The organism is Thiohalobacter sp. IOR34, from assembly GCF_030406045.1.
Lineage (GTDB): Bacteria > Pseudomonadota > Gammaproteobacteria > Thiohalobacterales > Thiohalobacteraceae.
Genome location: NZ_CP128988.1, coordinates 989,033 through 1,013,489 on the forward strand (window position 1 = coordinate 989,033; position 24,457 = coordinate 1,013,489).

At 65.7% G+C, this 24,457-nt stretch carries 21 protein-coding genes; 8 read left to right on the plus strand and 13 right to left on the minus strand.

Annotated elements, in window-relative coordinates; all coding sequences use genetic code 11:
* Nucleotides 1-257: 257 nt before the first annotated feature.
* From QVG61_RS04555 to QVG61_RS04565, 3 genes are all read right to left on the minus strand, one after another.
* On the minus strand, nt 258-3,425 hold the full coding sequence (locus tag QVG61_RS04555; RefSeq protein WP_289932155.1) for a bifunctional diguanylate cyclase/phosphodiesterase: 3,168 nt from the start codon (nt 3,423-3,425) through the stop codon (nt 258-260).
* A gap of 316 nt (nt 3,426-3,741) precedes the next feature.
* Nucleotides 3,742-4,761 (minus strand): multicopper oxidase family protein, encoded by a 1,020-nt coding sequence (locus tag QVG61_RS04560; RefSeq protein WP_289932156.1) that lies wholly within the window; start codon nt 4,759-4,761, stop codon nt 3,742-3,744.
* Nucleotides 4,762-4,799: 38 nt separating this feature from the next.
* Nucleotides 4,800-5,744 (minus strand): multicopper oxidase domain-containing protein, encoded by a 945-nt coding sequence (locus QVG61_RS04565; RefSeq protein WP_289932157.1) that lies wholly within the window; start codon nt 5,742-5,744, stop codon nt 4,800-4,802.
* Between the two features lie 171 nt (nt 5,745-5,915).
* On the opposite strand from QVG61_RS04565, the gene QVG61_RS04570 reads away from it, so the two are divergent.
* On the plus strand, nt 5,916-6,305 hold the full coding sequence (locus QVG61_RS04570; protein ID WP_289932159.1) for a hypothetical protein: 390 nt from the start codon (nt 5,916-5,918) through the stop codon (nt 6,303-6,305).
* 202 nt (nt 6,306-6,507) lie between these two features.
* On the opposite strand, the gene QVG61_RS04575 is transcribed toward QVG61_RS04570, so the two are convergent.
* From QVG61_RS04575 to QVG61_RS04610, 8 genes are all read right to left on the minus strand, one after another.
* Nucleotides 6,508-8,412 (minus strand): heavy metal translocating P-type ATPase, encoded by a 1,905-nt coding sequence (locus tag QVG61_RS04575; protein WP_289932160.1) that lies wholly within the window; start codon nt 8,410-8,412, stop codon nt 6,508-6,510.
* 383 nt (nt 8,413-8,795) lie between these two features.
* Nucleotides 8,796-9,125, minus strand: a complete 330-nt coding sequence (locus QVG61_RS04580) for a P-II family nitrogen regulator (protein ID WP_289932161.1) — start codon at nt 9,123-9,125, stop codon at nt 8,796-8,798.
* 97 nt (nt 9,126-9,222) lie between these two features.
* On the minus strand, nt 9,223-12,327 hold the full coding sequence (locus QVG61_RS04585; RefSeq protein WP_289932162.1) for a CusA/CzcA family heavy metal efflux RND transporter: 3,105 nt from the start codon (nt 12,325-12,327) through the stop codon (nt 9,223-9,225).
* Nucleotides 12,328-12,337: 10 nt separating this feature from the next.
* Nucleotides 12,338-13,480: an efflux RND transporter periplasmic adaptor subunit gene (locus tag QVG61_RS04590; protein ID WP_289932163.1), complete on the minus strand. Its 1,143-nt coding sequence runs from the start codon at nt 13,478-13,480 to the stop codon at nt 12,338-12,340.
* A 43-nt stretch (nt 13,481-13,523) separates the two neighbouring features.
* Nucleotides 13,524-14,762: a TolC family protein gene (locus tag QVG61_RS04595; protein WP_289932164.1), complete on the minus strand. Its 1,239-nt coding sequence runs from the start codon at nt 14,760-14,762 to the stop codon at nt 13,524-13,526.
* Between the two features lie 69 nt (nt 14,763-14,831).
* Nucleotides 14,832-15,143 (minus strand): hypothetical protein, encoded by a 312-nt coding sequence (locus QVG61_RS04600; RefSeq protein WP_289932165.1) that lies wholly within the window; start codon nt 15,141-15,143, stop codon nt 14,832-14,834.
* Nucleotides 15,144-15,717: 574 nt separating this feature from the next.
* The gene (locus tag QVG61_RS04605) at nt 15,718-16,161 is read right to left on the minus strand and encodes a MerR family transcriptional regulator (RefSeq protein ID WP_289932166.1); all 444 of its coding nucleotides are present in this window, start codon (nt 16,159-16,161) and stop codon (nt 15,718-15,720) included.
* A 64-nt stretch (nt 16,162-16,225) separates the two neighbouring features.
* Nucleotides 16,226-16,573 carry a TusE/DsrC/DsvC family sulfur relay protein gene (locus tag QVG61_RS04610; protein ID WP_289932167.1) on the minus strand — a complete coding sequence of 116 codons (348 nt, stop codon included), beginning with the start codon at nt 16,571-16,573 and terminating at the stop codon, nt 16,226-16,228.
* A 197-nt stretch (nt 16,574-16,770) separates the two neighbouring features.
* Between QVG61_RS04610 and arsC the strand changes: the two genes are divergently transcribed.
* The 4 genes from arsC (at nt 16,771) to QVG61_RS04630 (ending at nt 19,662) form a co-directional block, all read left to right on the plus strand.
* Nucleotides 16,771-17,214 (plus strand): arsenate reductase (thioredoxin), encoded by a 444-nt coding sequence (arsC, locus tag QVG61_RS04615; protein ID WP_289932168.1) that lies wholly within the window; start codon nt 16,771-16,773, stop codon nt 17,212-17,214.
* 34 nt (nt 17,215-17,248) lie between these two features.
* On the plus strand, nt 17,249-18,292 hold the full coding sequence (arsB, locus tag QVG61_RS04620; RefSeq protein ID WP_354671205.1) for an ACR3 family arsenite efflux transporter: 1,044 nt from the start codon (nt 17,249-17,251) through the stop codon (nt 18,290-18,292).
* 621 nt (nt 18,293-18,913) lie between these two features.
* Entirely contained in the window at nt 18,914-19,543 is a 630-nt protein-coding gene (locus tag QVG61_RS04625; RefSeq protein WP_289932170.1) for a DUF3365 domain-containing protein, read from the plus strand.
* The gene (locus tag QVG61_RS04630) at nt 19,540-19,662 is read left to right on the plus strand and encodes a hypothetical protein (RefSeq protein ID WP_289932171.1); all 123 of its coding nucleotides are present in this window, start codon (nt 19,540-19,542) and stop codon (nt 19,660-19,662) included. The genes QVG61_RS04625 and QVG61_RS04630 overlap by 4 nt, the downstream gene beginning before the upstream one ends.
* A gap of 157 nt (nt 19,663-19,819) precedes the next feature.
* Here the strand turns inward: QVG61_RS04630 and QVG61_RS04635 are convergent, their stop codons facing one another.
* Nucleotides 19,820-20,293: a hypothetical protein gene (locus QVG61_RS04635; RefSeq protein ID WP_289932172.1), complete on the minus strand. Its 474-nt coding sequence runs from the start codon at nt 20,291-20,293 to the stop codon at nt 19,820-19,822.
* Between the two features lie 60 nt (nt 20,294-20,353).
* Nucleotides 20,354-20,944 (minus strand): TetR/AcrR family transcriptional regulator, encoded by a 591-nt coding sequence (locus QVG61_RS04640; protein WP_289932173.1) that lies wholly within the window; start codon nt 20,942-20,944, stop codon nt 20,354-20,356.
* A gap of 191 nt (nt 20,945-21,135) precedes the next feature.
* Here QVG61_RS04640 and QVG61_RS04645 point away from each other — a divergent pair, with 191 nt between their 5' ends.
* From QVG61_RS04645 to hypB, 3 genes are all read left to right on the plus strand, one after another.
* A complete protein-coding gene (locus tag QVG61_RS04645; protein WP_289932174.1) occupies nt 21,136-23,106 on the plus strand; it encodes a cation:proton antiporter in 1,971 nt (656 codons plus the stop codon).
* Between the two features lie 178 nt (nt 23,107-23,284).
* Entirely contained in the window at nt 23,285-23,626 is a 342-nt protein-coding gene (gene hypA, locus QVG61_RS04650; protein ID WP_289932176.1) for a hydrogenase maturation nickel metallochaperone HypA, read from the plus strand.
* 30 nt (nt 23,627-23,656) lie between these two features.
* Nucleotides 23,657-24,451, plus strand: coding sequence for a hydrogenase nickel incorporation protein HypB (hypB, locus tag QVG61_RS04655; protein ID WP_289932177.1), 795 nt, complete (start codon nt 23,657-23,659; stop codon nt 24,449-24,451).
* Nucleotides 24,452-24,457 lie beyond the last annotated feature (6 nt).

The window sequence follows — 24,457 nt, forward strand, 5'->3', positions numbered from 1 at the left end:
GCCCGAACCCCCGATTTCTCGTTGCGTATGCCCACTCTGCGCCTCGAAATCGTGAAGATTTGTGCTCGCTCTCCCGCCCTGCTCGCTACGATTGCCTGAATCCGGCAGACTCAACACCACGCCAATCGCGGCCTGGAGGCCGCTCCTACAAAACACATTGTGCCGCCATGCCCCGTAGGAGCGGCCTCCAGGCCGCGATCGAGGCAAAGGGGAGGGGATATTGCACCAAGGATTCGAACAGCCGCCAGGCTGGGTGTTCAGTCCTGTTTCCGATGGGGGCCTGGCGCTGTCTCCAGCAGAGCGCAGAAGTCTGTCTGCGACAGCGGCGGGCTGAAATGGAAACCCTGGTAGGCCGAGCAGCCGAGGCGGCGCAGGATCTCGAGCTGGCGGGCGGTTTCCACACCCTCGGCGACAGTGGTGATCTGCAGGTGGTGGGCCATGGTCAGGATGGTCTCGACGATGGCAATATCGTTGGGGTTGTCGGCCATGTCACGAATGAAGCTGCGGTCGATCTTGATGGTATCGATGGGCAGTCGTTGCAGATAGGAGAGCGAGGAATAGCCGGTACCGAAATCGTCGATGGCGATCTTCAGGCCATGCTGTTTCAGAGCCTCGAGTCGTCGGCTTACCTCTGCGGTATCGTGGATCAGCAGGTTCTCAGTGATCTCCACCTCCAGACAGCGCCCGTCGATACCATGCCGGGCCAGGCTGGCCTCCAGTCGGTCGAGAAAGTCGTCCTGCCGGAACTGGCGCGGACTGACATTGATGGACAGGCCATGTTCAAACATGCAGGCCGGGCCCATGCGACAGAGTCTGGCTGCGTGGCGGCAGGCCTGTTCGATGACCCACTGGCCGATGGGGATGATCAGGCCGGTCTCTTCTGCCAACGGTATGAACTGATCGGGTGTGATCAGCCCTTTCTCCGGATGTTGCCAGCGCAGCAGGACCTCGGCACCGAGGATGCGGTCGTCTGTGATATCCAGTTTGGGTTGGTACAACAGCTCGAACTGCTGTTTTTCGATGGCGCGGCGCAATTCATTTTCCAGCTCCAGGCGCTGGACGGCAGCGACGTTCATGTGAGCCGAGAAGAAGGTGTAGTTGTCGCGGCCCGAGCCCTTGGCCTGGTAGAGCGCGATATCGGCGTGCTTGAGCAGTTCGTCTGCGCTGGAACCATCGGTGGGATAGAGGGCGATGCCGGTACTGGGGGTGACGCTCAGGCTGTGGCCGTTGATCAGATAGGGTGGTGCCAGTTGTTCGCGGACCTTCTCGGCCACCTGGCTGGCGTGCTGCAGGGCCTGGATATTGTCACCCAGATCGGTGAGCAGGATGACGAATTCATCGCCCCCTATCCGGGCCACGGTGTCCTCCTGGCGGATGCAATCGTTGAGGCGGGCGCCGATCTGTGCCAGTAGCTGGTCACCGGCCGGATGGCCCAGCGAGTCGTTGATCGCCTTGAAGTGATCGATGTCCAGCAGCATCACTGCCAGACATCCCTGGTGGCGTTGGGCATGGGCCAGGGCCTGTTGCAGCCGGTCCTGCAGCAACTCGCGGTTGGGCAGCTGGGTGAGGCTGTCATGGTAGGCGAGATGCTTGATCTGTGCCTCGGTCTGCAGGCGTTCGATCTCGGCAGCGGCGCGCACGGCAAAGATACCCATCACGGATTCAAGGAAGCCGCTGTCCTGGAGGGGGCGGCGGAACAGGGCGAACAGCAGGCCCAGCGCCTTGCCACTGGAATCGAACAGCGGGATGCCGACATAGGCCTCCATCTTCAGCTCGGCCAGAAACCCGTCCTTGGGGAAGGCCTTCTGCACGTCATGCAGATAGCTGCGGTTCTGCTGACCGACGACGGTCTCGCAGGGGGTGTTCGCCATCGGGTAGACCAGGTTGGGTTGGGCCTCACCATCCAGGTAGAAGCTGAGGGTCTGAATGCGGTCGTCATGGCCCTCGGCCAGAACACCGATGCCCACGGCGTCGGCCAGGAGGATGGGGGCCATGCGCCCGGCCACGGCGTCGAAGAAGGCCTCGCCAATGGTCGTCGAGATGCCGTCCATGATCTGCCGGATCGCGGTCTCGATCCGCTGCTGCCGGCGCTGGTCTTCGCAGAAGGCATGGGCCAGTGCTGCCTCCAGGGCGAAGGCCTCTAGGCTGTCCAGTTCGCGCTGTCCGTAACGATGCCGCTGGTGACAATGGGCCAGCAACAGCACACCGATCGGTTTGCCGCCTCGCAGCAGGGGGGCTCCGGCCAGTGAGCGGATGGCGAACGGGCGCAGGACCGGGGCGCTGGCACAGGGGTCTGTGGCCGCCGTCTCCAGGGCATGGCGTCGGCCGTTACGAAAGACCTTGCCGGCCAGCGAGGGCGTGTCCAGGGGGAGCTGGAAGTGGCCTTCGGCACGGAAGGGGGCGTTGCTGTAGCCTACCGCCAGCAGGCGCTCGCTGCCGGGGTCGTGCAGAAAGAGCAGGCAGAGATCGCTGTTCAGGGTGGTTCGGGTCTTGTCCACCACCAGTTCGAACAGGCGGGCCATGCCCTCGGTGGTCTGTCCTTCCATCAGCAGCTGGTTGCCGAAGGCCAGTTGCTCACGATGCAGGCGCTGTTCGTCCAGGGTATGACGCAGATGGGCGGCGAGCAGGCCGAGTTCATCGGTGGTGGATGGTCGTGGCAGGGCGATGCCAAGGCCTGGTGATATGGCATGGGGCCATTGCAGCAGCCGGTGCAGCGGTTGCAGGGACTGTTCGAAACTCTTCAGAAACAGCAGGGTGCCAGCGATGGCGAGGATCTCCATCATTAGCCAGATGAGGAAGGTCTCGCGGGTGAAGTAGCCGGTTCTCGTCCAGTAGTATTGAACCAGCATGGTGTCGATCAGCAGCGGAACCAGCGCGCCGATGAGGAAGACCCGGCTCTTGATGGTCAGTATCGGCCGCTGCAGCGGGAAGCCACCGAAGCTGCGACCGAACAGGTCGAAGATGGCGAAGAAGATCGGCAGGCCGACCAGGATGGAGACGATCAGCGCCACCAGATGGATGCGGAACCAATCGATGGGGGTGGCGCGGAAGTCGGTGTAGAGCTCGGCGCTGAGGATCACCGAGGCCGGTGCCAGCAGCAGATAGCCGAGGAACAGTCCCCAGTAGTGGAGGGGAAAGCGGCGCAGCCGCCGTTCCAGCCCCGGCTGGTCGCATCTGTCGGGTTGTTCCAGACAGTGAAGCAGGGGCGTGCTGAAACGGTGGAAGTAACCAACCGCAAGCAGCAGTGAGAGGAGGATGAAGGCGGGTTCCAGCGGTGTGCTGAGTACGGTGGCGACCTGCTCCGGGGTGAACATGCGGATGAACAGCAGGCAGCCAAAGCCGATGACCGGTGGCAGGGTCCAGGTGAGGGCGATGAGGCTCAGGAGCCGGCGCTGGAAGTTGCGGGCGGGCAGGGACAGGGTCATCGCTGCGGACCGTGATCAGATGCTGGGCAATGCATACCTACCACACTCTGAGGGCTGAGTTGTCGATACTCCGGGTATCTCGGCAGGCGGCCTCACCCTGGCCGTCCTTTGGGTTGCAGCGCCCTGGCTGGCGTCCCTGCTTGTCGTGGCATGCGCGTTGTGTGGCGGAAGCGGCGCTGAGCGGCGGTTTCCGCCATTCCTCATCAATAATAGCGTCAATGATCGTAAAAAGCGTTAAACCCCTCCCATATGAAGGGATTGGCGGGCGGTCACGGCAGGGAAGGGCCGCCGGGGCAGGCGCCCCGGCGGCAAGTGGTCAGACGACGGTGAGCGTGGTGTTGACGCTGCCCAGGAGTCGGGCACGCCGGATGTCGTAATAGTCGACGCTGGCCTGATATTGGCCGGAGTTCGGCAGGGTCAGCAACAGGTCGTAGCGTTCGCCGGCGCAGACCAGCTGTTCGGTGACCGTGATCGGTGCCGGCAGCGGGCGGCCGTCGGAGGCGATGACCTGGAAGGGCAGGCCGCCGAGGCGGATCATGGCCGGCATGTAGCTGGTGCCATTGACCCGGATCAGCACGGTCTGGCCGGCGCCGGCGCTGACCGCAACCGTCGGGTCGGAGGCAGCGTTGGCGCCGTCACGGCCGTTGATCATGAAGTAGTCGGGACGGTAGCGGACCGTGCCTGCACCGCTGACCATTTCGCCGTGCCAGCTGCTGTCGAAGCTGCCGAGCTGCCAGATGTACTCCTTGTCGAAGGTCGGTCCGCCAGCCCAGGCGACATTGGTGGAACCGTCTGCCGGCCGGATGATCACGGTGCCGTACATGCCCATCTCGAAGTGCAGCACGGTGTCCACGTGACAGTGGTACATGTAGGTGCCGGCATGGGGGGCGACGAAGGTGTAGGTATAGGAGGTGCCCAGGCTGGGTGCATCACCGACCCGGCCGAAACCGCCACCGCCCATGCTGCGGCCGACATAGCCGGAGGTGCTGGGAACGCCGTCGTTGGCCTGATCGACGTCCAGGCCATGGAAGTGGATGGTGTGCGGCATCATCGAACTCAGGGTGATCTGGACCGTCTCGCCTTCGTTGGCTTCCAGCACCGGTCCGGCCAGGGCGCGGTCGCCATTGAAGCCGCCCCCGAAGTACCAGGTGCGCAGCGAGGCGCCGTCGGCCATGGTCAGGCTGCCATTCATGCGGGCGCTGACGCTGGTCGGCGAGGCCAGATAGCTGAAGGTGCGGCCGCCGCCGCTGCCTCCGGTGCTACCGCCTCCGGTGCCACCGCCACCGCCGCCCATGCCGCCGCGCATCATCAACCGCTGTTTGTGGATCGTCAACATGATTGTTCTCCTCGGTAATCTGTTCTGTGGTCAGTCGTTCAGGATGCCGCCAGCACGATCAGCGCGCCGCCGTAGGGATAGACGTAGACCCCATTGGCGGTGACGCCCGGCACGTAGTGAGTGTGCAGCGGGTAGGCGCCGGGCTGGGCGACCGGCAGGATGACGTCGGTGCACATGCCGCGTTCGACCTGGGTGGTGTCCTTGTCGATCACCGTCGTCTCCAGCACCCGGTTGCGGCTGATGACCTTGACGTGATAACCGTGGAAATGCTGTGGATAGCTGATGCAGCCGGTATTGATGAAGCGGATGGCCACGTTCTCCCCGACGTTCATGGCCACCAGGGTGTCACTGTCGCTGGCCGTGTTGGGGTAGCTGAGGCCGTTGACGAAGTAGTAGTTGGGCTCGTAGTTGGCCATGTCGTAGCTGCCGCCGTTGCCGACTGCGGCATTGAGCCGGTCGTCCATCTCGTGCAGCACCAGCGTATACTGGCGGTCGAAGGCAGGGCCGCCGCTGTACAGGCTGTTGGAGCCGTCGGCCGGCATGACCACCAGCGGGCCAGCCAGGCCCATGGCCCGTCCGATCTCGCCATTGACATCGTCGGTGTAGAAATAGCTGCCTGCGGCCGGAGCGGTGAAACTGTAGCTGCGCGAGCTGCCGGGGGCGACCGCCGCCGTGCCGCTGAGCACGCCGGGGATGACGAAGTTGATCGCCCGGTCCAGGTTGTTGCTCAGGGTGATGTTGACGGTGTCACCCTCCTTGACCACCAGGCCTGAGCCCAGGACCCCGGGGCCGCTGCCGTTCGGATCCCGGAATTGCCAGACGGGGACGCTGTTGCCGTCGACCAGGGTCTTGCTGGTGACCTCGGCGATCAGTTGCACGTCGAGGGTGGCGGCCAGGGCCTGGCGCTGTGGCAACAGGGTCAGGCCGGTGAATGCAAAGGCCGAGCCCCCCAGGCTGGCCTTCAGAAAATCGCGTCGTTTCATAGTGCTCTCCTCACTCCACACGTCATGTGCGTGGTTCTTTTGGATGCCGCTCCCCTCAGGCACGCGGTATCGACCGGCGTGACCGCGGGTGGCGGGCGTCGTTGTTTCAGGGTCCTAGCCTTTGACGAAGCGGGAGATGCAGCGAGGTGGTGGCGAGGGGGGAGGTATTGCGTGGTTGCGGATCGCGGGCAGGCTCGAAACCGGGGCGCCGTCAGCGAGATCGTCCTGCAGCAGGGCGATCACCATTGGCAGGGCGGTGAGATGATGGCCGAAGATTGCCTTGCACAGAGGGCAGAAATCACCGTCATCGCAGCCCTTTTCCGGCGCGGGGTGTTCCGTCTGGTGGTGATCGGGGAGCGGGGCATCGGCCGGGGGGTGATGGCCGGCAGCCTTGGCCGGTTGTTGGCAGAAATCGGGCTGGAAACGGTCGATGGCGTAACTGGTCGAGGTGAAGGCGAGCAGCAGGCTGAGCAGCCAACCGGTGACCGTTCTCCTGTTCCAGGATCGAATCGTTGCACTACCCCTCAAGGCCATTCCCTCATCATGGCCGGCATGCGCTGAGTCCCCGCCTTCCGAGGCGCAGCCTGCTCGCATACTGCGCCCCCGGCCGCGAGCCGCGGAGGGTGATCGATCCCTGGAGAAGGTTCAGCCTGCCATTAATAATAATCTAATTATTTAGTTATTTATTAAACCCTTATATGCGGGCCATGGTTGATAGTAGGCGCGATCTGGAAAGGAAGTCAAGCGGCTGCGAGGGAAGGGTTCAGGCAGCGGGTGGATGGGTGGCGCGCAGGCCATTGGCAACCGCCAGCAGTTCGCTAGCCTCGTGGACCAGCACGGCGGTGGCGATGCTGATCAGGCCGCCGACCCCGGCCGGGATCAGCACCAGCAGCACAGTGACGGCGAAGACGATGTTCTGCCGGCTGACCCGACGTGCCTGACGACCCAGGCGCAGGGCCTCTTCGAGCTTGGCGAGATCGTCGGCCATCAGCGCGATGTCTGCCGCCTCGATGGCCGCATCGGTGCCGGCCGCGCCCATGGCCACACCGCAGGTGGCGGCTGCCAGCGCCGGCGCGTCGTTGACACCGTCGCCGACCATCAGCACCGGGCCGTCGCGCAGCAGTTCCTGCACGGCCGCCACCTTGTCGTCCGGCTTGAGGTTGGCGCGGATGTCGTCGATGCCGGCCTCGGCCGCGATGCGCCGCGCCGTGCCGGCGTTGTCGCCGGTCAGCATCACGGTGCGCAGTCCCAGCCGGTGCAGGCCGTCGATCACCTCGCGCACATTGTCGCGCAGCCTGTCCTGCAAGGTGATCAGACCGATGACCCGCGTGCCGCTGCCGACCAGGACGACCGTCTTGCCCTCGGCCTCGAAGGCCTGTATCTGCGGCTCCAGTGCCGTGAGGTCGATATCGAGTTCACGGAACAGGGTCGGCTTGCCGATGTGCCAGGTCTCTCCTTCGATGTCCGCGCGGGCGCCGGCGCTGGTGAGCGCGGAAAATCCGCTGGAGGACGGGATGTCCACCCCCTCGGCGCGGGCACGCTCGACCACGGCGCGTGCCAGGGGGTGCTCGGAGGCCAGCTCGACAGCCGCGGCGCGCGCCAGCAGCTCGGTCTCGGTAACCCCTAGTGGAAGCAGGTCCATCACCTGTGGCCGGCCATGGGTCAGGGTGCCGGTCTTGTCGAAGGCGATGGTGTGGATCGTGCCCAGGTGCTCGAGATGGGCGCCGCCCTTTATCAGGATGCCGCGCTGTCCGGCGCCGCTGATGCCGGCCGCCATGGTGATGGGCAGGGAGATGACCAGGGCGCAGGGGGCAGCCGCCACCAGCAGCACTACGGCACGTTGCGCCCAGAAGACGGGATCCCCGCCGGCCAGCCAGGGCAGCACCAGCAGCAGGGCGGCGCTGCCCAACACCGCCGGACTGTAGCGCCGGCCGAAGCGTTCCATCCAGGCCTGGGCGCGGCCCTTCTGTTCCTGCGCCTCTTCCACCAGGTGGATGATCTTGGCCAGGGTGTTGTCCTCGAAGCCGGCGCTCACCTCCACGACCAGCGCGCCCTGGCCATTGATGCTGGCGGCGAACACGGCATCGCCCGGCCCCTTGTCGACCGGTAGCGACTCGCCGGTCACTGGCGATTCGTCGAGACTGGACTCGCCCTCGATGATCACACCGTCGGTGGCCAGCGCCTCGCCCGGCCGCACCAGGAAGCGGTCACCGGGCCTGAGATCTGCCGCCGGCACCACCACCTCGGCGCCGTCGCGCAGCAGGCGGGCCTCCTTCGGTGCCAGATCCAGCAGGGCGCGGATGGCGGTACGGGTACGCGCAAAGGTGAACTCCTCGATGCCCTCGGCGGCGCCATACAGAACCACCAGCGCAGCAGCCTCCTCCCACAGGCCGAGGATGCCGGAACCGACCGTGGCTGCGATCATCAGCAAGGAGATGCCGACCTCGTGTTCCTCGGCCAGCGCCTCGATGCCTTCGCGCGCCCAGTACCAGGCGCCGATCGGGATGGCCAGCCAGTACAGTGCGTTCTCCAGCGGTGTGCCGATCTGGCCGGCCAGCGCCAGCAGCCAGGCCGGCAGGGCGATGCCGCCCGCGATCAGCGCGTTGCGCAGCGGTGGGAAGCCCCACCAGGAACCCTCATAGTCTTGGTGACCGCAACCGCAGGACATCAAATGCTCCTCATCGCCTATCGTTCAACCATTGATGGCGCGCATCAAGGCGGCTCTCCCAATGTGACGGGTGTTATTACTAAGACAAACGATAACAAAGCCTCATTCAGCGGGTCTCTGGTCGATCAGCCCGCAAGGCGCAATGGCGCCGGCAGGGTGATTCCCTGTCAAGCCATTGCAACGTTGCGGATGGCCGTCCAGAGGCCCGCCCGCAGGGAGCTTGCCAGGCGCCCCGGCTCTGCGTTGTGCCCCTTGGCAAGGGCGGGCCATTCCCTGCGGAGCACGCCTTGATCCGGGGCGCCTGGCAAGCTCTGAATGAGGCTTTGTTATCGTTTGTCTTAGTAACCCGGCAACTATTGACCCGGCAACTGAATATGCCGTGTTCAGCCGCCGTCGATGGGCCAGGCCTGCCCGATGTCGTTGACGAACACCCAGCCGGCCCGTGGCTGACCGGTACGGCCATGTTCGCGGATCACTGCCACCGCTTCATCGACCTGTTCGTCGGGTAGCACCAGTTCCAGCTTCACCTCGGTGATGATCGCCTCGCCCAGTTCCAGCGAATAGGCACGTTCCTGATTGTCCAGTGCCTGCAGGGTTCCCTTGACGTCGGTCACCGACAGGTTGCAGTTGTTACCGCACAGCTGTGCACTGTTGAGCGCATGGATGATGTCCGCCACCCGATTACGGTGGATGAAGGCCTTGATCTCTTTCATATCGGCTTCTCTCTATAGAGTTTCGCATGGCCACGGAAAACACGGAAACAGGGATATTGTTGTCCGTGTCTTCCGTGTCTTCCGTGTATTTCCGTGGCTATCCTTTCCTTCGTGTCTCGATCCACTCGTAGATCACCGGCAGCAATACCAGGGTCAGCAGGGTGGAGGTGATCAGCCCGCCGACCACCACCGAGGCCAGCGGCCGCTGCGTCTCGGCGCCCACGCCCGAGGACAGCAGCATGGGGATCAGGCCGAGGATGGCGACGCTGGCTGTCATCAGCACCGGCCGCAGCCTCAGTTCTGCGCCCTTGCGTACCGCTTCGCCAACACTCAGCCCCTTCTCGCGCAGCTCGTTGATGAAGCTGACCAGCACGATGCCGTTCAGCATGGCCACGCCGAACACGGCGATGAAGCCGATCGCCGAGGGCACCGACAGGTACTGGCCGCTGATGAACAGCGCCACCAGCCCGCCGATGGTGGCGAAGGGCACGTTGGCGATGATCAGGGTCGCATATTTCACCGAGTTGAAGGCCGTGTACAGCAGTACGAAGATGAAGAAGATGGTCGCCGGCACGATGATCGACAGCCGCTTCAGCGCCCGCTGCTGGTTCTCGAAGGCACCGCCCCACTCGATCCAGTAGCCGGGCGGCAGGTCCAGTTCCTGCTCCAACAGGGCGTTGGCCTCCTGCACGAAGCCGTCCACGTCGCGGCCACGCACGTCCATCTGGATCACCGCATAGCGCTGCAGTTGCTCGCGGCGCACGAAGGAATAGCCCTCGGCCACCGAGATGTCGGCCACCCGGTGCAGCGGCACGATGGCGCCGCTGGCGCTGCGCAAGGGAATGTCACGGATATCCTCCACGCTGGCCTTGGCGCTGTCGGTCAGCCGCACCGTGATGTCGAAGCGCTTGACGCCGTCGATCAGGGTCGAGACCGGTTCGTTGCCGATGCCGGTGCGCACCACGGTCAGCACCTCGTCGGCATTGAGGCCATAGCGGGCCAGGCTCTCGCGGTTGACCTTGATGCGGATCTGCGGCTTGCCGAGGTTGGCCTCCAGCGACAGGTCGGCCACGCCCGGCACCTTGGCGACGATGTTCTTGATTCTCTGGCTGAGCCGGTCCAGTTCGGCCAGGTCCTCGCCGTAGAGCTTGGCGGCCAGCGTGGCGCGCACGCCGGAGATCAGCTCCTCGACGCGCATCTGGATAGGCTGGGTGAAGGCGATGACCGCCGTCGGCACCACTTCTTCCAGCGTCTCGCGCATGTCGTCGGCGAGCTGCTCGATGCTGCGGTCCGAACCCCATTCCTCATGCGGCTTGAGCTCGGTATAGATCTCCATGTAGTTGACGTCCGCCGTCTCGCCTTTCTCGGCCCGGCCGATCATGGCCACCGTGGTATTGACCTCCGGGTACTGCGACAGGGCGTTTTCGATCTTCTTGGAAATCTTGATCGACTCGTCCAGCGAGGTGGAGGGGATGGAGGTCACCCGCCACATGATGGAGCCTTCCTGCAACTGCGGCATGAACTCCTTGCCGAGCAGTGGGAACAGCGCCAGGCTGCCTACCAGCAGGGCCAGGGCAGCCGTCACCACGGTCTTCTTGCGCGCCAGCGACCAGTTCAGCAGCGGCAGGTAGAAGCGCTTGATGGCTGCCACCAGCCAGGTGTCGCGCTCCTCCTTGGGCTTGAGGATCAGCGCCGCCAGCACCGGGATGATGGTCAGCGTCAGGATCAGCGAGCCGGCCATGGCGAAACTGATGTTGAAGGCCATCGGCTTGAACAGCTTGCCCTCCAGGCCCTCCAGCGAGAACAGCGGCAGGAACACCACGATGATGATGATGATGGCGAAGGCGATCGGGCTGGCCACCTCGCGTGCCGCGGTCAGCACCGCCGCGGTGCGATTCACCGGTTCGCCACGCTCGCGCCATTCGGCCATGATGCGGAAGGCGTTTTCGGTCATCACCACGGCGCCGTCGACCATCATGCCGATACCGATGGCCAGGCCGGCCAGCGACATCAGGTTGGCCGACAGGCCGGTCTGGCCCATCATGATGAAGGCGATCAGCATGGCCAGCGGCAGGGCGGCGATGACCACGATGGCCGAGCGCAGCTCGCCGAGGAACAGGAACAGCACGATGGCCACCAGGATGGAGCCCTCGACCAGTGCCTTGACCGCGGTGTTGACCGCCTTCTCCACCAGGTCGGTGCGTTCGTAGACCGGGCGTATCACCACGTCCTCGGGCAGCGCCGACTGGATGATGCCGACCTTGTCCTTGACCGCATCGACCACGTTCTTGGCATTCTCGCCGATGCGCGACAGCGCCATGCCCAGCACCACCTCCTTGCCGTCGCGGGTCACCGCGCCGAAGCGCAGCGCCGGCGCCTGCTCGATGGTGGCCACGTCGCGCAGGAACACCGGCGTGCCGTCCTCGACCTTGACCACCATGCGGCCGATGTCGGCCTCGTCGGCCACCAGGCCCAGGCCGCGCACCAGGAACTGCTCCGGTCCCTGGTCGATGTACTGGCCGCCCACCTGGCGGTTGTTGGCCTCGATGACCTCCATCACGTCACGGAAGCTCAGCTTGTACTCGACCAGCTTGAGCGGGTCGATGACCACCTGGAACTGGCGCTCGTGGCCGCCCCAGGACATGACGTCGTCGACGCCCGGCGCGGTGCGCATGATCAGCCGTACCGTCCAGTCCTGCAGGGTGCGCAGGTCCATGAGTTCCTGCATGTCGTCCTTCGCCCCGGCCAGTTTCTCGTCTGCCTTCTCGACCGTGTACCAGAACACCTGGCCAAGACCGGATGTGTTGGGTCCCATCTCCGGTGTGCCATAGCCCTCGGGGATGCGATCAGCGACCTCCTGCAGCCGTTCCATCACCAGCCGGCGGGTGAAGTAGATGTCCATGTCGTCCTCGAAGTAGACCGCCACGTAGGACAGTCCGAACAGCGACACCGAACGGATCTCCTTCACCCCGGGCAGGCCGGCCATGCCGGACTCGATGGGGAAGGTGAGCAGCTGCTCCACGTCCTCGGCAGCCAGGCCCGGCGACTCGGTGTAGATGTTGACCTGCACCGGGGTGACGTCCGGGAAGGCGTCGATCGGTACCGTGGTGACCGCCCGCCAGCCAGCCAGCGCCACCACGGCGAAGATGATGATGACCAGGAACTTGTAGCGCAGTGACGCTTCGACCAGTGAATTGAGCATGATGCGTCTCCTAGTGCGCGTGGCCTTCACCCATCTGCGATTTCAGCAGCAGGGATTTGATCAGGAAGGCCCCCTTGACGACGATCTCCTCGCCCTCGGCCAGGCCGGCGGTGATCTCGGTGTAACCGGCGCGGGTCACGCCCGTCTCCACCGGTTGCGGATGCAGTTCGTCGCCCTCGAGCTTGAATACCGTCGGGCTGCCCTGGAACAGCACCACGGCGCTGCTCGGTACTGCCACCACGGGAGCGGCCTCGCCGCTCTGAATGGCGGCCTCGACGAACTGGCCGGGGTGCAGGCGGTCGCTGCGGTTGTCCACCTCGATGCGGATCGACTGGGTGCGGGTGGTCTCGTCCAACTGGTGATGCCGCTGCACGACCCGGCCCTCCAGCCAGTCGCCGTCGCCGGCCTTGATGCGGGCCGGGGCACCGATCGCCACCCGGGTGGCGTCTTCCGGATTGAGCTTGGCTTCGACCCAGAGCAGCGATTCGTCGCTGATCTCGAACAGCACCTCGCCCGGCTCGGCCAGCTCACCGACCATGAAGTCGTCGCTGATCACCGTGCCCTCCTGGGGACTGAGCAGATCGAAGGCGCCGGTGGCGCGCGAGGGATCGCCCTGCTGCAACAGGGCCTTGATCTGAGCCTCGGTCATGCCGTAGGCCAGCACCCGCGCGTAGGCCTGCTGGCGCGTCACCTGGGTCTCGATGTAGCGGCGTTCGGACACCACCTTGCGGCCCAGCTTGCGGACCCTTTGCCACTCGCGGTCGGCGACCAGCAGCTGCCCCTGGGCCTCGGCCATCTCCACGCTGGAGAGGGTGACCAGGCGCTGGCTGCGCTTCACCCGATCGCCGAGCCTGGCATGACGAGCCATGATCTGGGCGGCGATACGGGGCGTGACCTGGGACGAACGGTAGAGGTTGATGACCACCTCGGCCGGTGCGGTGATGACGTCGGCCAGCGGCAGGCGCCTGGCAGGGGCGGTGACAATGCCCTGGGCGGTGCGGGTGGCCGCGTCCATCTCCAGTGCGCCTTCCTCGTGGCCAGCTTCCTCATGGGCGTGGCCGTTCTCGGAAGGGGCGTCGTGATCCTCTGTGGCGAGGGCCGGGGTGCCGGTGCCTAGCGCGAACAACAGCGTGAACAGGATTGAATAAGGCATGGTGAAAGTCTCTCGATTCGGGTGATTCGTGTGGGGCAACCGTTCAGGGGGTCAGGGGGGGCGCAAGCCCCAGCCAGTGTTCGATGCGGCCGGCGGCCTGCAGCCAGGCCAGCCAGGCTTGCCAGACGTCGCCGCGCAGTTCCACGCTGGCCAGCTGGGTATCCAGCATCTGCTGCAACTGCACCAGGTGGTCGGTGGTGTCGATCTCGCCGGACTCCCAGAGCCGTTGCAGCAGCTCGGTCCGTCCCTGCAGGCTCTGCCGGCCGTGTTCCTGCCAGTCACGCAGGGCGGCGCGGGTCAGGCGATAGCGCTCGGCTGCGGCCTCGAGTTCGGCCCGCGCGCGGCGCAAGCCGTCCCGATAGGCCTGTTCGGCACGCACTGCGGCGGCGGCCGCGGCATCCACCTCGGCCGAGTAGTCGTTGCGGACATAGAGGGGAATGGACAGGGTCAGGCCAAGCAGCCGCTTGTCCGCCTCGCGGCCGCCGCGCACGGCGAGGGTCGGATCGGGGCGCCGCTGGCGCTGGGCGCTGGTCACCCCGGCGCGGGCGGCCGCCGCCTCGGCCTCGGCCTGGCGCAGCCGGGGATGTCGCTGCAGCAACTGCGCGGGATCCGTCTGTTCGAGCCGTTCGGGCAGCGAAGGCAGGCCAGGCCAGCCGTTCGCCGGTCGGGCCACCAGGGCGCCGAGCCGCGCGGCACTGCTGCGGGCGGCCGCGCTGCGCGCGGCGGCCCGCATGCGTGCCTCGGACAGGGCCAGCCGGGCCAGATCGACATCGGCGCGGCCCACGTCACCCGCGGCGAAGCGCTGTTCGGCGAGGCGCAGGAAGGCGCTCAGCAGCTCGACCCGGTGACGGGCGAGACGCGCCGCTTCCCGGGCGGTATCGAAGGTGGCCAGCTCGCCGAGCAGCTCGCCGAGCAGCTGCTGGCGGATGGCATCCAGCCGGGCACGGGCGGCGCGCAGCCGCTGGTCGCCGGCCTGCCGGCGGGCGAGGCGCTTGCCGTTCCAGTCGACGGTCTGGCTGAGGCCGAGGGTCTTGGTGACGTCGGTGGCGTTCTCGTAGTCGACCTCGAGTTCGGGGTTGTACAGCGGCCGGCCGGCGGCCCGGGCCTCGGCCTCGACCTGTTCGAGCTCGGCACGGGCGGACTGGACGGCCGGGTGTTCTGCCAGCAGGGTCTCGGCCAGCGGCCGCAGGGGGCGTAGAGGATCAGCGCTGGCGGCGGCCAGGAGTGGCGTGCCGAGCAGGCAGCCCAGCAGGGCTGCAGTGAAGAGACGGGGGTATCGCATGCAATGAGTCCTTGTTGGAGACACGGGTCATACTGCGCGGGGCGCAGCACGGCGGTCGACGGAAAGGACTCAGATCTGCGGCGGGTGTGTGGGTGGATCCTTGGGGCGTGAGGCCAGGGACAGCAGGCGACTGAGCGGCGCCGGCTGGGCGCTACCGAAAGCGGGCGCAGCGTTGTCCAAGAGCGCTCCCAGCAGATGGGCGCCGGCGTGACAGAGGTGATTGCAGCCCGGCTCGGCGCCGGGATTATCGTGACCGGGGTCATCCTGGCTGAAGACGCAGGCACCATGTTCGCTCAGCCCTGCATCCTCGAAATCGAGCGCCCAGGCACTGCTGGTGGCCAGCAGGCAGAAGATGAGCAGATGGCTGATCAGGCGTCGCATGGCCGACTATCTTGCATTAGGCAGGGGGTGGCTGCAAGGGGAAGGGGGTTGGAGGATGGAAGTTAGGAGCTGGAAGCCAGGAGTCAGGAGTCAGAAGTCAGAAGTCAGAAGTCAGAAGTCAGAAGTCAGAAGTCAGAAGGGCGGGCATTGCCCGCGGGCGCAGGTCCGGTGTATCCGGCGCGAAGGGCACGAATCCTAGCCCGCATATTGCACGAAGGCGGCCTTGCATACGTAATTTTTCCGGTATTTATCAAGGCAGTAATTCCTTCTGCGAGCGATTGTGCCCTGTTAGAGTTTGCGCCTATTCGAGTTCAGACCAAGTCTGGCGTCGCATTTCGCCCGATCCCCCTTGAACCATAGCTACAGCTATGCTTCGGCGGGCGATCGAACAAACTGCTTAGTGAGATTTGCCCTGAAACTCGAATCCTTCGTGCAATATGCGGGCTAGCCGCCCCGGGGGTATCGCGGCGTGGACGCCGCTCCTACGACGAGGCAGGGTGGCACGATGTGATGTGTAGGAGCGGCCTCCAGGCCGCGATCGAGGCGGGCACTCCTGCCCTTCCAGCCCCAGCTTCTAGCTTCTAGCTTCCAGCTTCCAGCTTCCAGCTTCTTCTCCCAGCAGTTCGTCTTCCGTGCTCAGTGCCTGGACGATGGGGCAGGGTGTGCCGGGGGTCTCGTGACAGCTGTCGATCAGGCGCTCGAGCGTGGCCTGCAGCCTCTGCAGATCGCGGATCTGGTCCTGGATCTGTGCCCGCTTGGCCGCCGCCCGCTCGCGTACGCCGGCGCAGTGGCCCTCGCCGAGCTGCAGCAGCTCGCCGATCTCCCGCAGGCTGAAGCCGAGCTGCTGGGCACGCCTGATGAACTGGATGCGCGCCACGCTGGCGGCGCTGTAGCGGCGGTAACCCCCGGCCGGCCGCGGTGGCTGGTGCAGCAGTCCGCGCCGCTGGTAGTAGCGGATGGTCTCGACGTGCACCCCGGCGCGGCGCGCCAGTTGGCCAATGGTCAGGTCACGGTCCATGACGGCAGGATACGCCAGCCGCCCCGGAACTGGCCAGCGGCAGGTGGCGGCTCGGCCACCTGCTTCAGGACACGACCTCTTCGGGTTTGGGCAGGCCGGCCAGCTTGCTGAGCTCGATCACCGGACCCTTGGGAAACAGCTTCCACAGGTGGTCGCGGTAGGCCTCGGCATCCTGGAAACTTTCGCCATGGTGCTTGCCCTGGGTCAGCACCAGCTCATGCATGGTGGGGTGGCGCTGTTTCATCTCGTAGAAGTCGCGGAAGTAGCGGATCAACCCCCAGTGGGTGTCGGTCAGCTCCACACCCTCCTGTTCGGCAATTTTCTTCGCGACCTCTTCAGTCCACAGATTGGGGTCGAGCAGATAGCCCTGTTCATCGGTTTCTATGACCAAGCCGTTGACTTCGATGCTCATGATGGGTGTCTCCTTGTCGTTGTGCCTGGACTCGCTGAAAGTTTCCTGCTGCCTTCTAGGTGCGTCTGGGGTGCGGGGTTTTCAAGTCGGGATCGGCTGTCCGTAAATATTCGAATTGACATATATCTGCATAATCAGATATGTTGGCGCGGCCTGGGGATACGGCCCCGGGGTTGGATGCAGCAAGGAGACACGAGATGAAACTGCTCTTCCTCTGTACCGGCAATGCCTGTCGATCGCAGATGGCCGAGGGCTGGGCGCGGACGCTGGGCGGTGATGCGCTTGAGGTGCGTTCTGCCGGCCTGGAGGCGCACGGCAAGAATCCACGCGCCATCGCTGTGATGGCCGAGGCCGGCATCGATATCTCCGGTCAGGAGAGCACCCCGCTGACACCGGAGATGCTCGACTGGGCAGACCTGGTGGTGACGGTCTGCGGCCATGCCGATGCGCATTGTCCTGCGCTGCCGCCCGGCACGCAGAAGCGGCATTGGCCGCTGGAGGACCCGGCCCGGGCCAGCGGCAGCGAGGTGCAGGTCATGCAGGTGTTCCGCGCCAGCCGGGATGAGATACGCCGCCGGGTCGAGGCATTGCTCGGCGAGTTGGGGATGCTGAGGGAGGGGGCAGCGCATGACGGCCACTGAGCACAGCCGCGAGCGCGCGCGCCGGCGCCAGGAGATGGGCCTGTTCGAGCGCTATCTGACCCTCTGGGTGGCGTTGTGCATCGTCGCCGGCATTGTCCTGGGCCATGCTTTCCCGGCGCCCTTCCAGTGGGTGGGGCGGATGGAGCTGGCGCAGGTCAACCTGCCGGTGGCGCTGCTGATCTGGCTGATGATCATCCCCATGCTGCTGAAGATCGACTTCGCGGCCCTGCGCCATGTGCGCGATCACTGGCGCGGGGTGGCCGTGACCCTGTTCGTGAACTGGGCGGTGAAACCCTTCTCCATGGCGCTGCTCGGCTGGCTGTTCGTCCGCGGGCTGTTCGCATCCTGGCTGCCGGCGGAGCAGATCGACAGCTACATCGCCGGCCTGATCCTGCTCGCCGCCGCCCCCTGCACGGCCATGGTCTTCGTCTGGAGCCACCTGACCGATGGCGAGCCACATTTCACCCTTACCCAGGTGGCGCTGAACGATGCGCTGATGGTGGTGCTGTTCGCGCCCATCGTCGGCCTGCTGCTCGGTCTGTCCTCGATCCGGGTGCCCTGGGATACCCTGCTGCTCTCGGTGGGGCTGTACATCCTGGTGCCGGTGTTGCTCGCCCAGGGCTGGCGGCGCTGGGTGCTGGGCAGGGAGCATGGCGTGGTGCGCCTGGCCCGGCTCATCCATCGCCTGCACCCGATCTCGCTGACGGCGCTACTCACTACCCTGGTGTTGCTGTTCGGTTTTCAGGGCGAGCAGATCATCGCCCAGCCGCTGGTCATTGGCCTGCTGGCGGTGCCCATCCTCATCCAGGTCTATCTCAATTCCGGTCTGGCTTACTGGCTCAACCGCCGTCTCGGCGTGGCGCACTGTGTGGCCGCGCCCTCGGCGCTGATTGGTGCCAGCAACTTCTTCGAACTGGCGGTGGCCACCGCCATCAGCCTGTTCGGCTTCGAGTCCGGGGCCGCCCTGGCCACGGTGGTCGGCGTGCTGGTCGAGGTGCCGGTGATGCTCTCGGTGGTGCGTATCGTCAATTCCAGCCGGGACTGGTACGAGCGGGGACAGAAGCTGGAATCCAGATGAGCTTACCGGGTTAGGGGTCTGTCTACACTGCGCCAATCGCGGCCTGGAGGCCGCTCCTACAACACATTGTGCCGCCATGCCCCGTAGGAGCGGCCTCCAGGCCGCGATCCCCGGAGTCAATCGAACAGCCTGGACGCCGATCATGCGGGCCGCCTTGGTGCAATATCCGGGCTAAGAGTCTGTCGGACTTACGGCCAATCTACCGCGCTGATGGGAGGGCGGCCCAAATTTTCCCGATTGCTCGTAGCGTAGGCCCACTCTGCGCCTCGAAATCGTGAAAATTTGTGCTCGCTCACCCGCCATGCTCGCTACGATTGCCTGAATCCGACAGACTCCTGGGGTCTGTTAACATCACGCCAATCGCGGCCTGGAGGCCACTTCTACAACTCATTGTGCCGCCATGCCCCGTAGGAGCGGCCTCCAGGCCGCGATCCCCGGCGGGTCCAGCCACGCCATCATCCGGGGGCCTGATCGGGCTAGTAGCTCCTGATCCGGGTTTTCCTGCTGCAATGAGGGAGTGGCAGAAGCGGTCACTGGTCTGGGCGAACGCCCTGTACTAGGATGGCCGTTCCCACCCGGGCTTGTCCCGAGGTCTCGACGTAATGTTTCGAGGAGACGCTCATGAACGGATATCGTACACGCCGATCCAGCTCCCTGCTGCTGGCAGCATTCGCCCTGGTTGCATCTGGCGCCGTGTCTGCCGACGACTCACTGGTGGCTCGCCAGCAGGCCGCCAGGAAGGTGACCATGAAACTGGTCAAGGAACTCGGCGGGGCCCTGAAGGCGGAGCTGAAGCGCGGCGGTCCCGCGGCGGCGATCCGCGTCTGTCGCGACAGGGCGCCGGCCATCGCCGGTCGCTTCTCGCTCCAGACCGGCTGGCGGGTGACCCGGGTCGGGACCCGGGTGCGCAATCCCATGCTGGGCATGCCGGATGCCTGGGAGCGACAGGTGCTGAACGACTTCGAGCGCCGTGCCGCCCAGGGCGGGGATCTTGCCAGGATGGCCCACGGCGAGGTGGTCGAGGAGAGCGGTGTCCGCTACTTCCGTTTCATGAAGGCAATGCCCGTCAAGCCGGTCTGTCTGATGTGCCACGGTGCGCCAAAGGATCTGGCGCCCGAGGTGAAGGCGGCGCTCGACAGCCAGTATCCGCAGGACCGGGCCATCGGCTATCGGTTGGGTGAGCTACGCGGTGCGGTGAGCATCAAGCAGCCGCTGGACATCCCCCTGCCAGAGGAGTTCGCCGGGCGATGAGCGAGGAACTGCAGAACGGGGTGGAGAAGTCCGGCCTGGGCCGGCGCATCGCCCTCTTCGTTGCCGTCAAGGTGGTGGTGATCGCCGCCATCGTCGTGGTGGTGGTGCGCAGTGTCTAGCCCGTGATCGATGTGAGGCGGCCTGCTTTTTTGAACCACTGAGGGCACAGAGATCCTCAGGAACGGTTTTTTCCCCGGTGTTTCTCTGTGGTCTCCGTGGTTCAGTGTTTCGATCCGTGAACCGCGTGGTATCCATGAGCGGTACTGTCGCTCCCGCTCAGGGTGTCGGAGCCGCCGCCGCGTCGATGCGATAGGCCGCGTGACAGGCCACGCAGTTCTGCATCATCCCGGCCATCTGCTGTAGGGCGGTTTCGGGATCGCCGAACTGTTCGGCATCCAGTGCCAGCTGGTCGAACTTGCGGTGGGTGTCCATCCCGAGTTGCTTGAAGCCCAGCGGCAGCTTGCCCATCAAATTGCCCGGCACCCCCTCCTGGGCGGCCAGCCCCGCCTTGCGCGCCGTCCTGGCCACGGCCTCCATGTCCGCCTGGCTGATGCCCTGGCTGATGCCCTGCAGCGCCTCCAGGAAAGCGCGCATCTCGCGCAGCACCAGATCACGTTCCCCAGGTTCGAGCAGGATGGCGATGCGGCCATCGCTGGAGGGCGCGACCTTGCCATGGATGATGAACTTGTAGCCCAGGCCGGCGAGCCCGGAGAGCAGCAGCAGGACGATGATCAGGCAGGTCTTGTTCATGGAAGGATCTCCTGAGACAGGGGGCGGGCGAGGTTGCGGATCACGCGCCGCGCCCGGGGTTCATGGGGCGCGCAGGGCGGGATGGACGAAATCCCACAGGGGCATGGCTTCCTTCTCCAGCGCGAATTCGAAATCGAATATGGACCAGCGCATGATCAGGCCCTGCAGCAGGGCGGCGATGTGGCGCGCGGCGGCCGCGGTGTCCAGGTCGGCCCGGAAGCAGCCTTCCTCGATGCCCTCGGCAAGAAGGCCGGCGATCTGTCCGGTGTAGCGCTGCATCACCTGCTGCACCGCCGTCTTCAGGATCGGCGATTCGAGATGCAGCCGATCGGAGAACAGTACCCGCGGCAGCCCCCGGTGGCGGGTGATGAAATCCAGCTGGGTAGCCAGCAGTCGCCGCAAACGTTCGTCGGCCGGCGCATCGGCATCGAGGCAGGGTTGGAGAGCCTGCAGCATGCGGCCGGCCAGCCAGTCGATGGCGGCGGCGAAGATGGCGTCCCGTGAGCGGAAGTGCCGGAACACCGTGGGTTGCGCGATGCCGACGCGGTCGGCGATCGCCTGGGTGGTGACGCGCTGCACGCCCTGTTCGGCGGCCAACGACAGCGCGGCCTCGATGATCTCCTGCTGACGCTCTGCGTGGGGTTTTCCCATGATGGAGCCTTTGACGGCATGATTGAAAGCAATTGATTGCTCATAATCATGCCTGGCCCACCTGCTGCTGTCAATGGCCGCTCCCGGCAAGGCCGCCCCGGCCGTTGAATCCGTCCTCCGTCAGCACCATGATGGGCGGCGGCAGCCGTCTTTCCCCCGGCTGGCCAGCAACCCTTTCTTGGAACACGCCCATGGACGACTCGCTGTTCGAGATCATGCTCATCATGCTGGCGCTGGGCGCCGCTGCCGTGGCGCTTTGCCAGCGGCTGCATCTGTCGCCGGTGCTCGGTTACCTTCTGGTCGGCATGCTGGCCGGTCCCCATGCCCTGGACTGGTTGCCGGATTCGGCGGAGACGCGTTTCCTGGCCGAGCTGGGCGTCGTCTTCCTGATGTTCACCATCGGTCTGGAGTTCTCGCTGCCCAGGCTGCTGGCCGCGAGGCGGCTGGTGGTCGGTCTTGGCGGGGCCGAGGTGGTGCTGGGGTCGGTGCTGTTCGGGCTGGCGGCCTGGCTGGCGGGGGTGCCGCCGGCCGGTGCCCTTGCCGTGGGTGGTGCCCTGGCCATGTCGTCCACCGCCATCGTCCTCAAGCAGCTGGGCGAACAACTGGAGCTCGCCGCACCCCACGGGCGTGTCGCCGTCGCGGTGCTGCTGTTCCAGGACCTGGCCGCGGTGCCCTTTCTGGTGGTGCTGCCGGCCCTGGCCGGCGATCCGGGCGAGTTGCCCGGCACCCTGTCGCTGGCGCTGGGCAAGGCCGTCCTGCTGTTCACCGGGCTGGTCCTGTTCGGGCGTCATATGCTGCGTCCGGTGCTGCACTGGGTGGCTTCCAGCCGCTCGCTGGAGCTGTTCATGCTGGTCGCCCTGCTGCTCGCGCTGACCGCGGCCGGAGTCTCGGAACTGGCCGGTCTGTCGCCGGCGCTGGGGGCCTTCATGGCCGGGATGCTGCTGGGTGAGACCGAATTCCGCCATCAGGTCGAGGCCGATGTGCGGCCCTTCCGTGATCTGTTGCTGGGGCTGTTCTTCGTCACCATTGGCATGCAGCTGGATCTGGCAGCGGCAGCTGCCTCCTGGTACTGGCTCGTCCTCTTGCTGGGTGGCTTTCTGGTTTTCAAGGCGACGCTGATCGCGTTGCTGGCGAGGGTCTTCGGCGAGCACGGCCCGGATGCCTGGCGCAGCGGCTGGGTGCTGGCCCAGGGGGGTGAATTCGGCCTGTTGTTGCTGAGCATGGCCATCGGCCTCGACTTCGTGCCCCAGCATCTGGCCCAGCCGATCCTGGCCACCATGCTGCTGAGCATGGCGCTGGCGCCCGTGCTGCTGCGCTTCAATGGCAGCCTGGCTGCAGCCCTGGCGGGCGGAGACGGAGGGGGCCTGCCGTCAGATCCGATGCAGCAGCTTGTGGATGCGGCAGCCGGCCTGGAGGCGCACGTCATCATCTGTGGCTACGGACGTGTCGGCCAGAATCTGGCCCGCATCCTTGATGAACAGGGCATCGATTCCCTGGCCCTGGACCTCGATCCGGAGCGGGTGCGTCAGGCCTATGCAGCCGGCGAGCCGGTGGTTTTCGGCGATGCCGGCCGTCCCGCCGTGCTGGAGGCCGCCGGCATCGATCAGGCCCGGGCGGTTGCCGTCACCTTCGACGATGCCGAGGCGGCGCGACGCATCGCCGCCCATGTGCGCCTCATCCGGAAGGAGCTACCGGTGCTGGTGCGCAGCGTGCATGACCGGGACGAGCCGCTGCTGCTGGCCAGCGGGGCCGAAGTCTTTCCCGAGGGTCTGGAGGCCAGCCTGATGTTTGCCGGCCAGTTGCTGATCCTGCTCGGTGTACCCCCCGCCGAGGTCGAGACGCGCCTCAACGAGATCCGCGCCGAGGACTACAGTCCGCTACGCGCCTTCTATCACGATTTCGACGAATCGCTGGAAGCGGCCAGCGACTACCCTGAACAGGTGCGTTCCCTGACCCTGCGCGAGCATGACCAGGCCGTCGGCCGCACACCCCAGGAATTGCAGTTGGCTGCCGACGGCGTGCGTCTGCTCGATGTGCGCCGGGGTGGTCTGCGGCTGCCGGGGGAACAGCTGGATACCCGGCTGAGGCCGGGTGACGTGCTGGTCCTGGCCGGATCGATGGAGGCCCTGGAACGCACCCTGGCCCGCCTCACCCACGGTTGAAGCCGTTGCATCGTGGTGTGTTGAAATCCCTCACCCGTGCCCGTATCCGTTAGAGCTCGGAGCAATGACGCCCAACGACAGATGCTTGGGGATACTTCCCTGATGGACAGGGGGATGCCACCGGGGTTCTGGCAGTACCGCCCTTCCTGTGATCGGCTGCCTCTGCCATCATGGGAGGATGCACGAGATGGCGCTCTGTGAATCGGTGCTGCAGCTGCTGGAGGAGAATGCCCGGCTGCAGGGTTTCAGCCGGGTGCGCCGCCTGTGGCTGGAGGTCGGCTGCCTGGCGGGCGTGGAGTCGGAGGCGCTGCGTTTCAGCTTCGAGGTGCTGAGCCGGGGTACACTGGCCGAGGACGCGGTGCTGGAGATCGTCGAGCAGCCGGGCCAGGCCTGGTGCGAGACCTGTGCGGCGAGGGTGGATCTGCGCGGGCGGCTGGATGCCTGTCCACGCTGCGGCGGTTACCGTCTGCAGGTCAGCGGCGGCGACGCGCTGCGGATCCGCGAACTTGAAGTGGTCTGAAGAGGTTTCAGGTCGGAAGGGGGCGAAGACATGTGTACGGTATGCGGCTGCGGGGAGGACGAGGTGCGGATCGAGGGCGAGACGCACGGCCGGCATCACCACCATCCTCACCCTGAGCCTTCCCATGATGAGGTGGCACAGACCGGTGCCACGCGCCGGCTGCGTCTGGAACAGGACATCCTGGCCAGGAACGACCAGTTTGCCGCCGCCAACCGGCGCCACTTCGCCGAACGCGGCATCCTCGCCATCAACCTGCTGTCCAGTCCCGGCTCGGGCAAGACCAGCCTGCTGACCCGCAGCATCGGCGATCTCGGCGGCGAGCTGCCGCTGGCGGTGATCGAGGGCGACCAGCAGACCAGCAACGATGCCGAACGCATCCGTGCCTGCGGCGTGCCGGCCCTGCAGATCAACACCGGCAAGGGTTGTCACCTGGACGCGCACATGATCGGTCATGCCCTGCAGGCGCTGCAGCCGGCGGAGGAGGGCGTGCTTTTCATCGAGAACGTCGGCAACCTGGTCTGCCCGGCTGCCTTCGACCTCGGCGAGGCACAGCGGGTGGTGATCCTTTCGGTCACCGAGGGGGACGACAAGCCGCTCAAATACCCGGACATCTTCCACAAGGCCGACCTGCTGTTGCTGAACAAGATCGACCTGCTGCCGCATGTCGACTTCGACGTCGGCCGCTGCATCGCGCATGCGCGGCGGATCAATCCGGGGGTCCGGGTGCTGCGGCTCTCGGCGCGCAGCGGCGAGGGGCTGGAGGCCTGGTACCGCTGGCTGCGCGCCAGCCGTGAGCTGGCCCGTCTCGGCCGCTGGCCGGAGTGAGGCGGC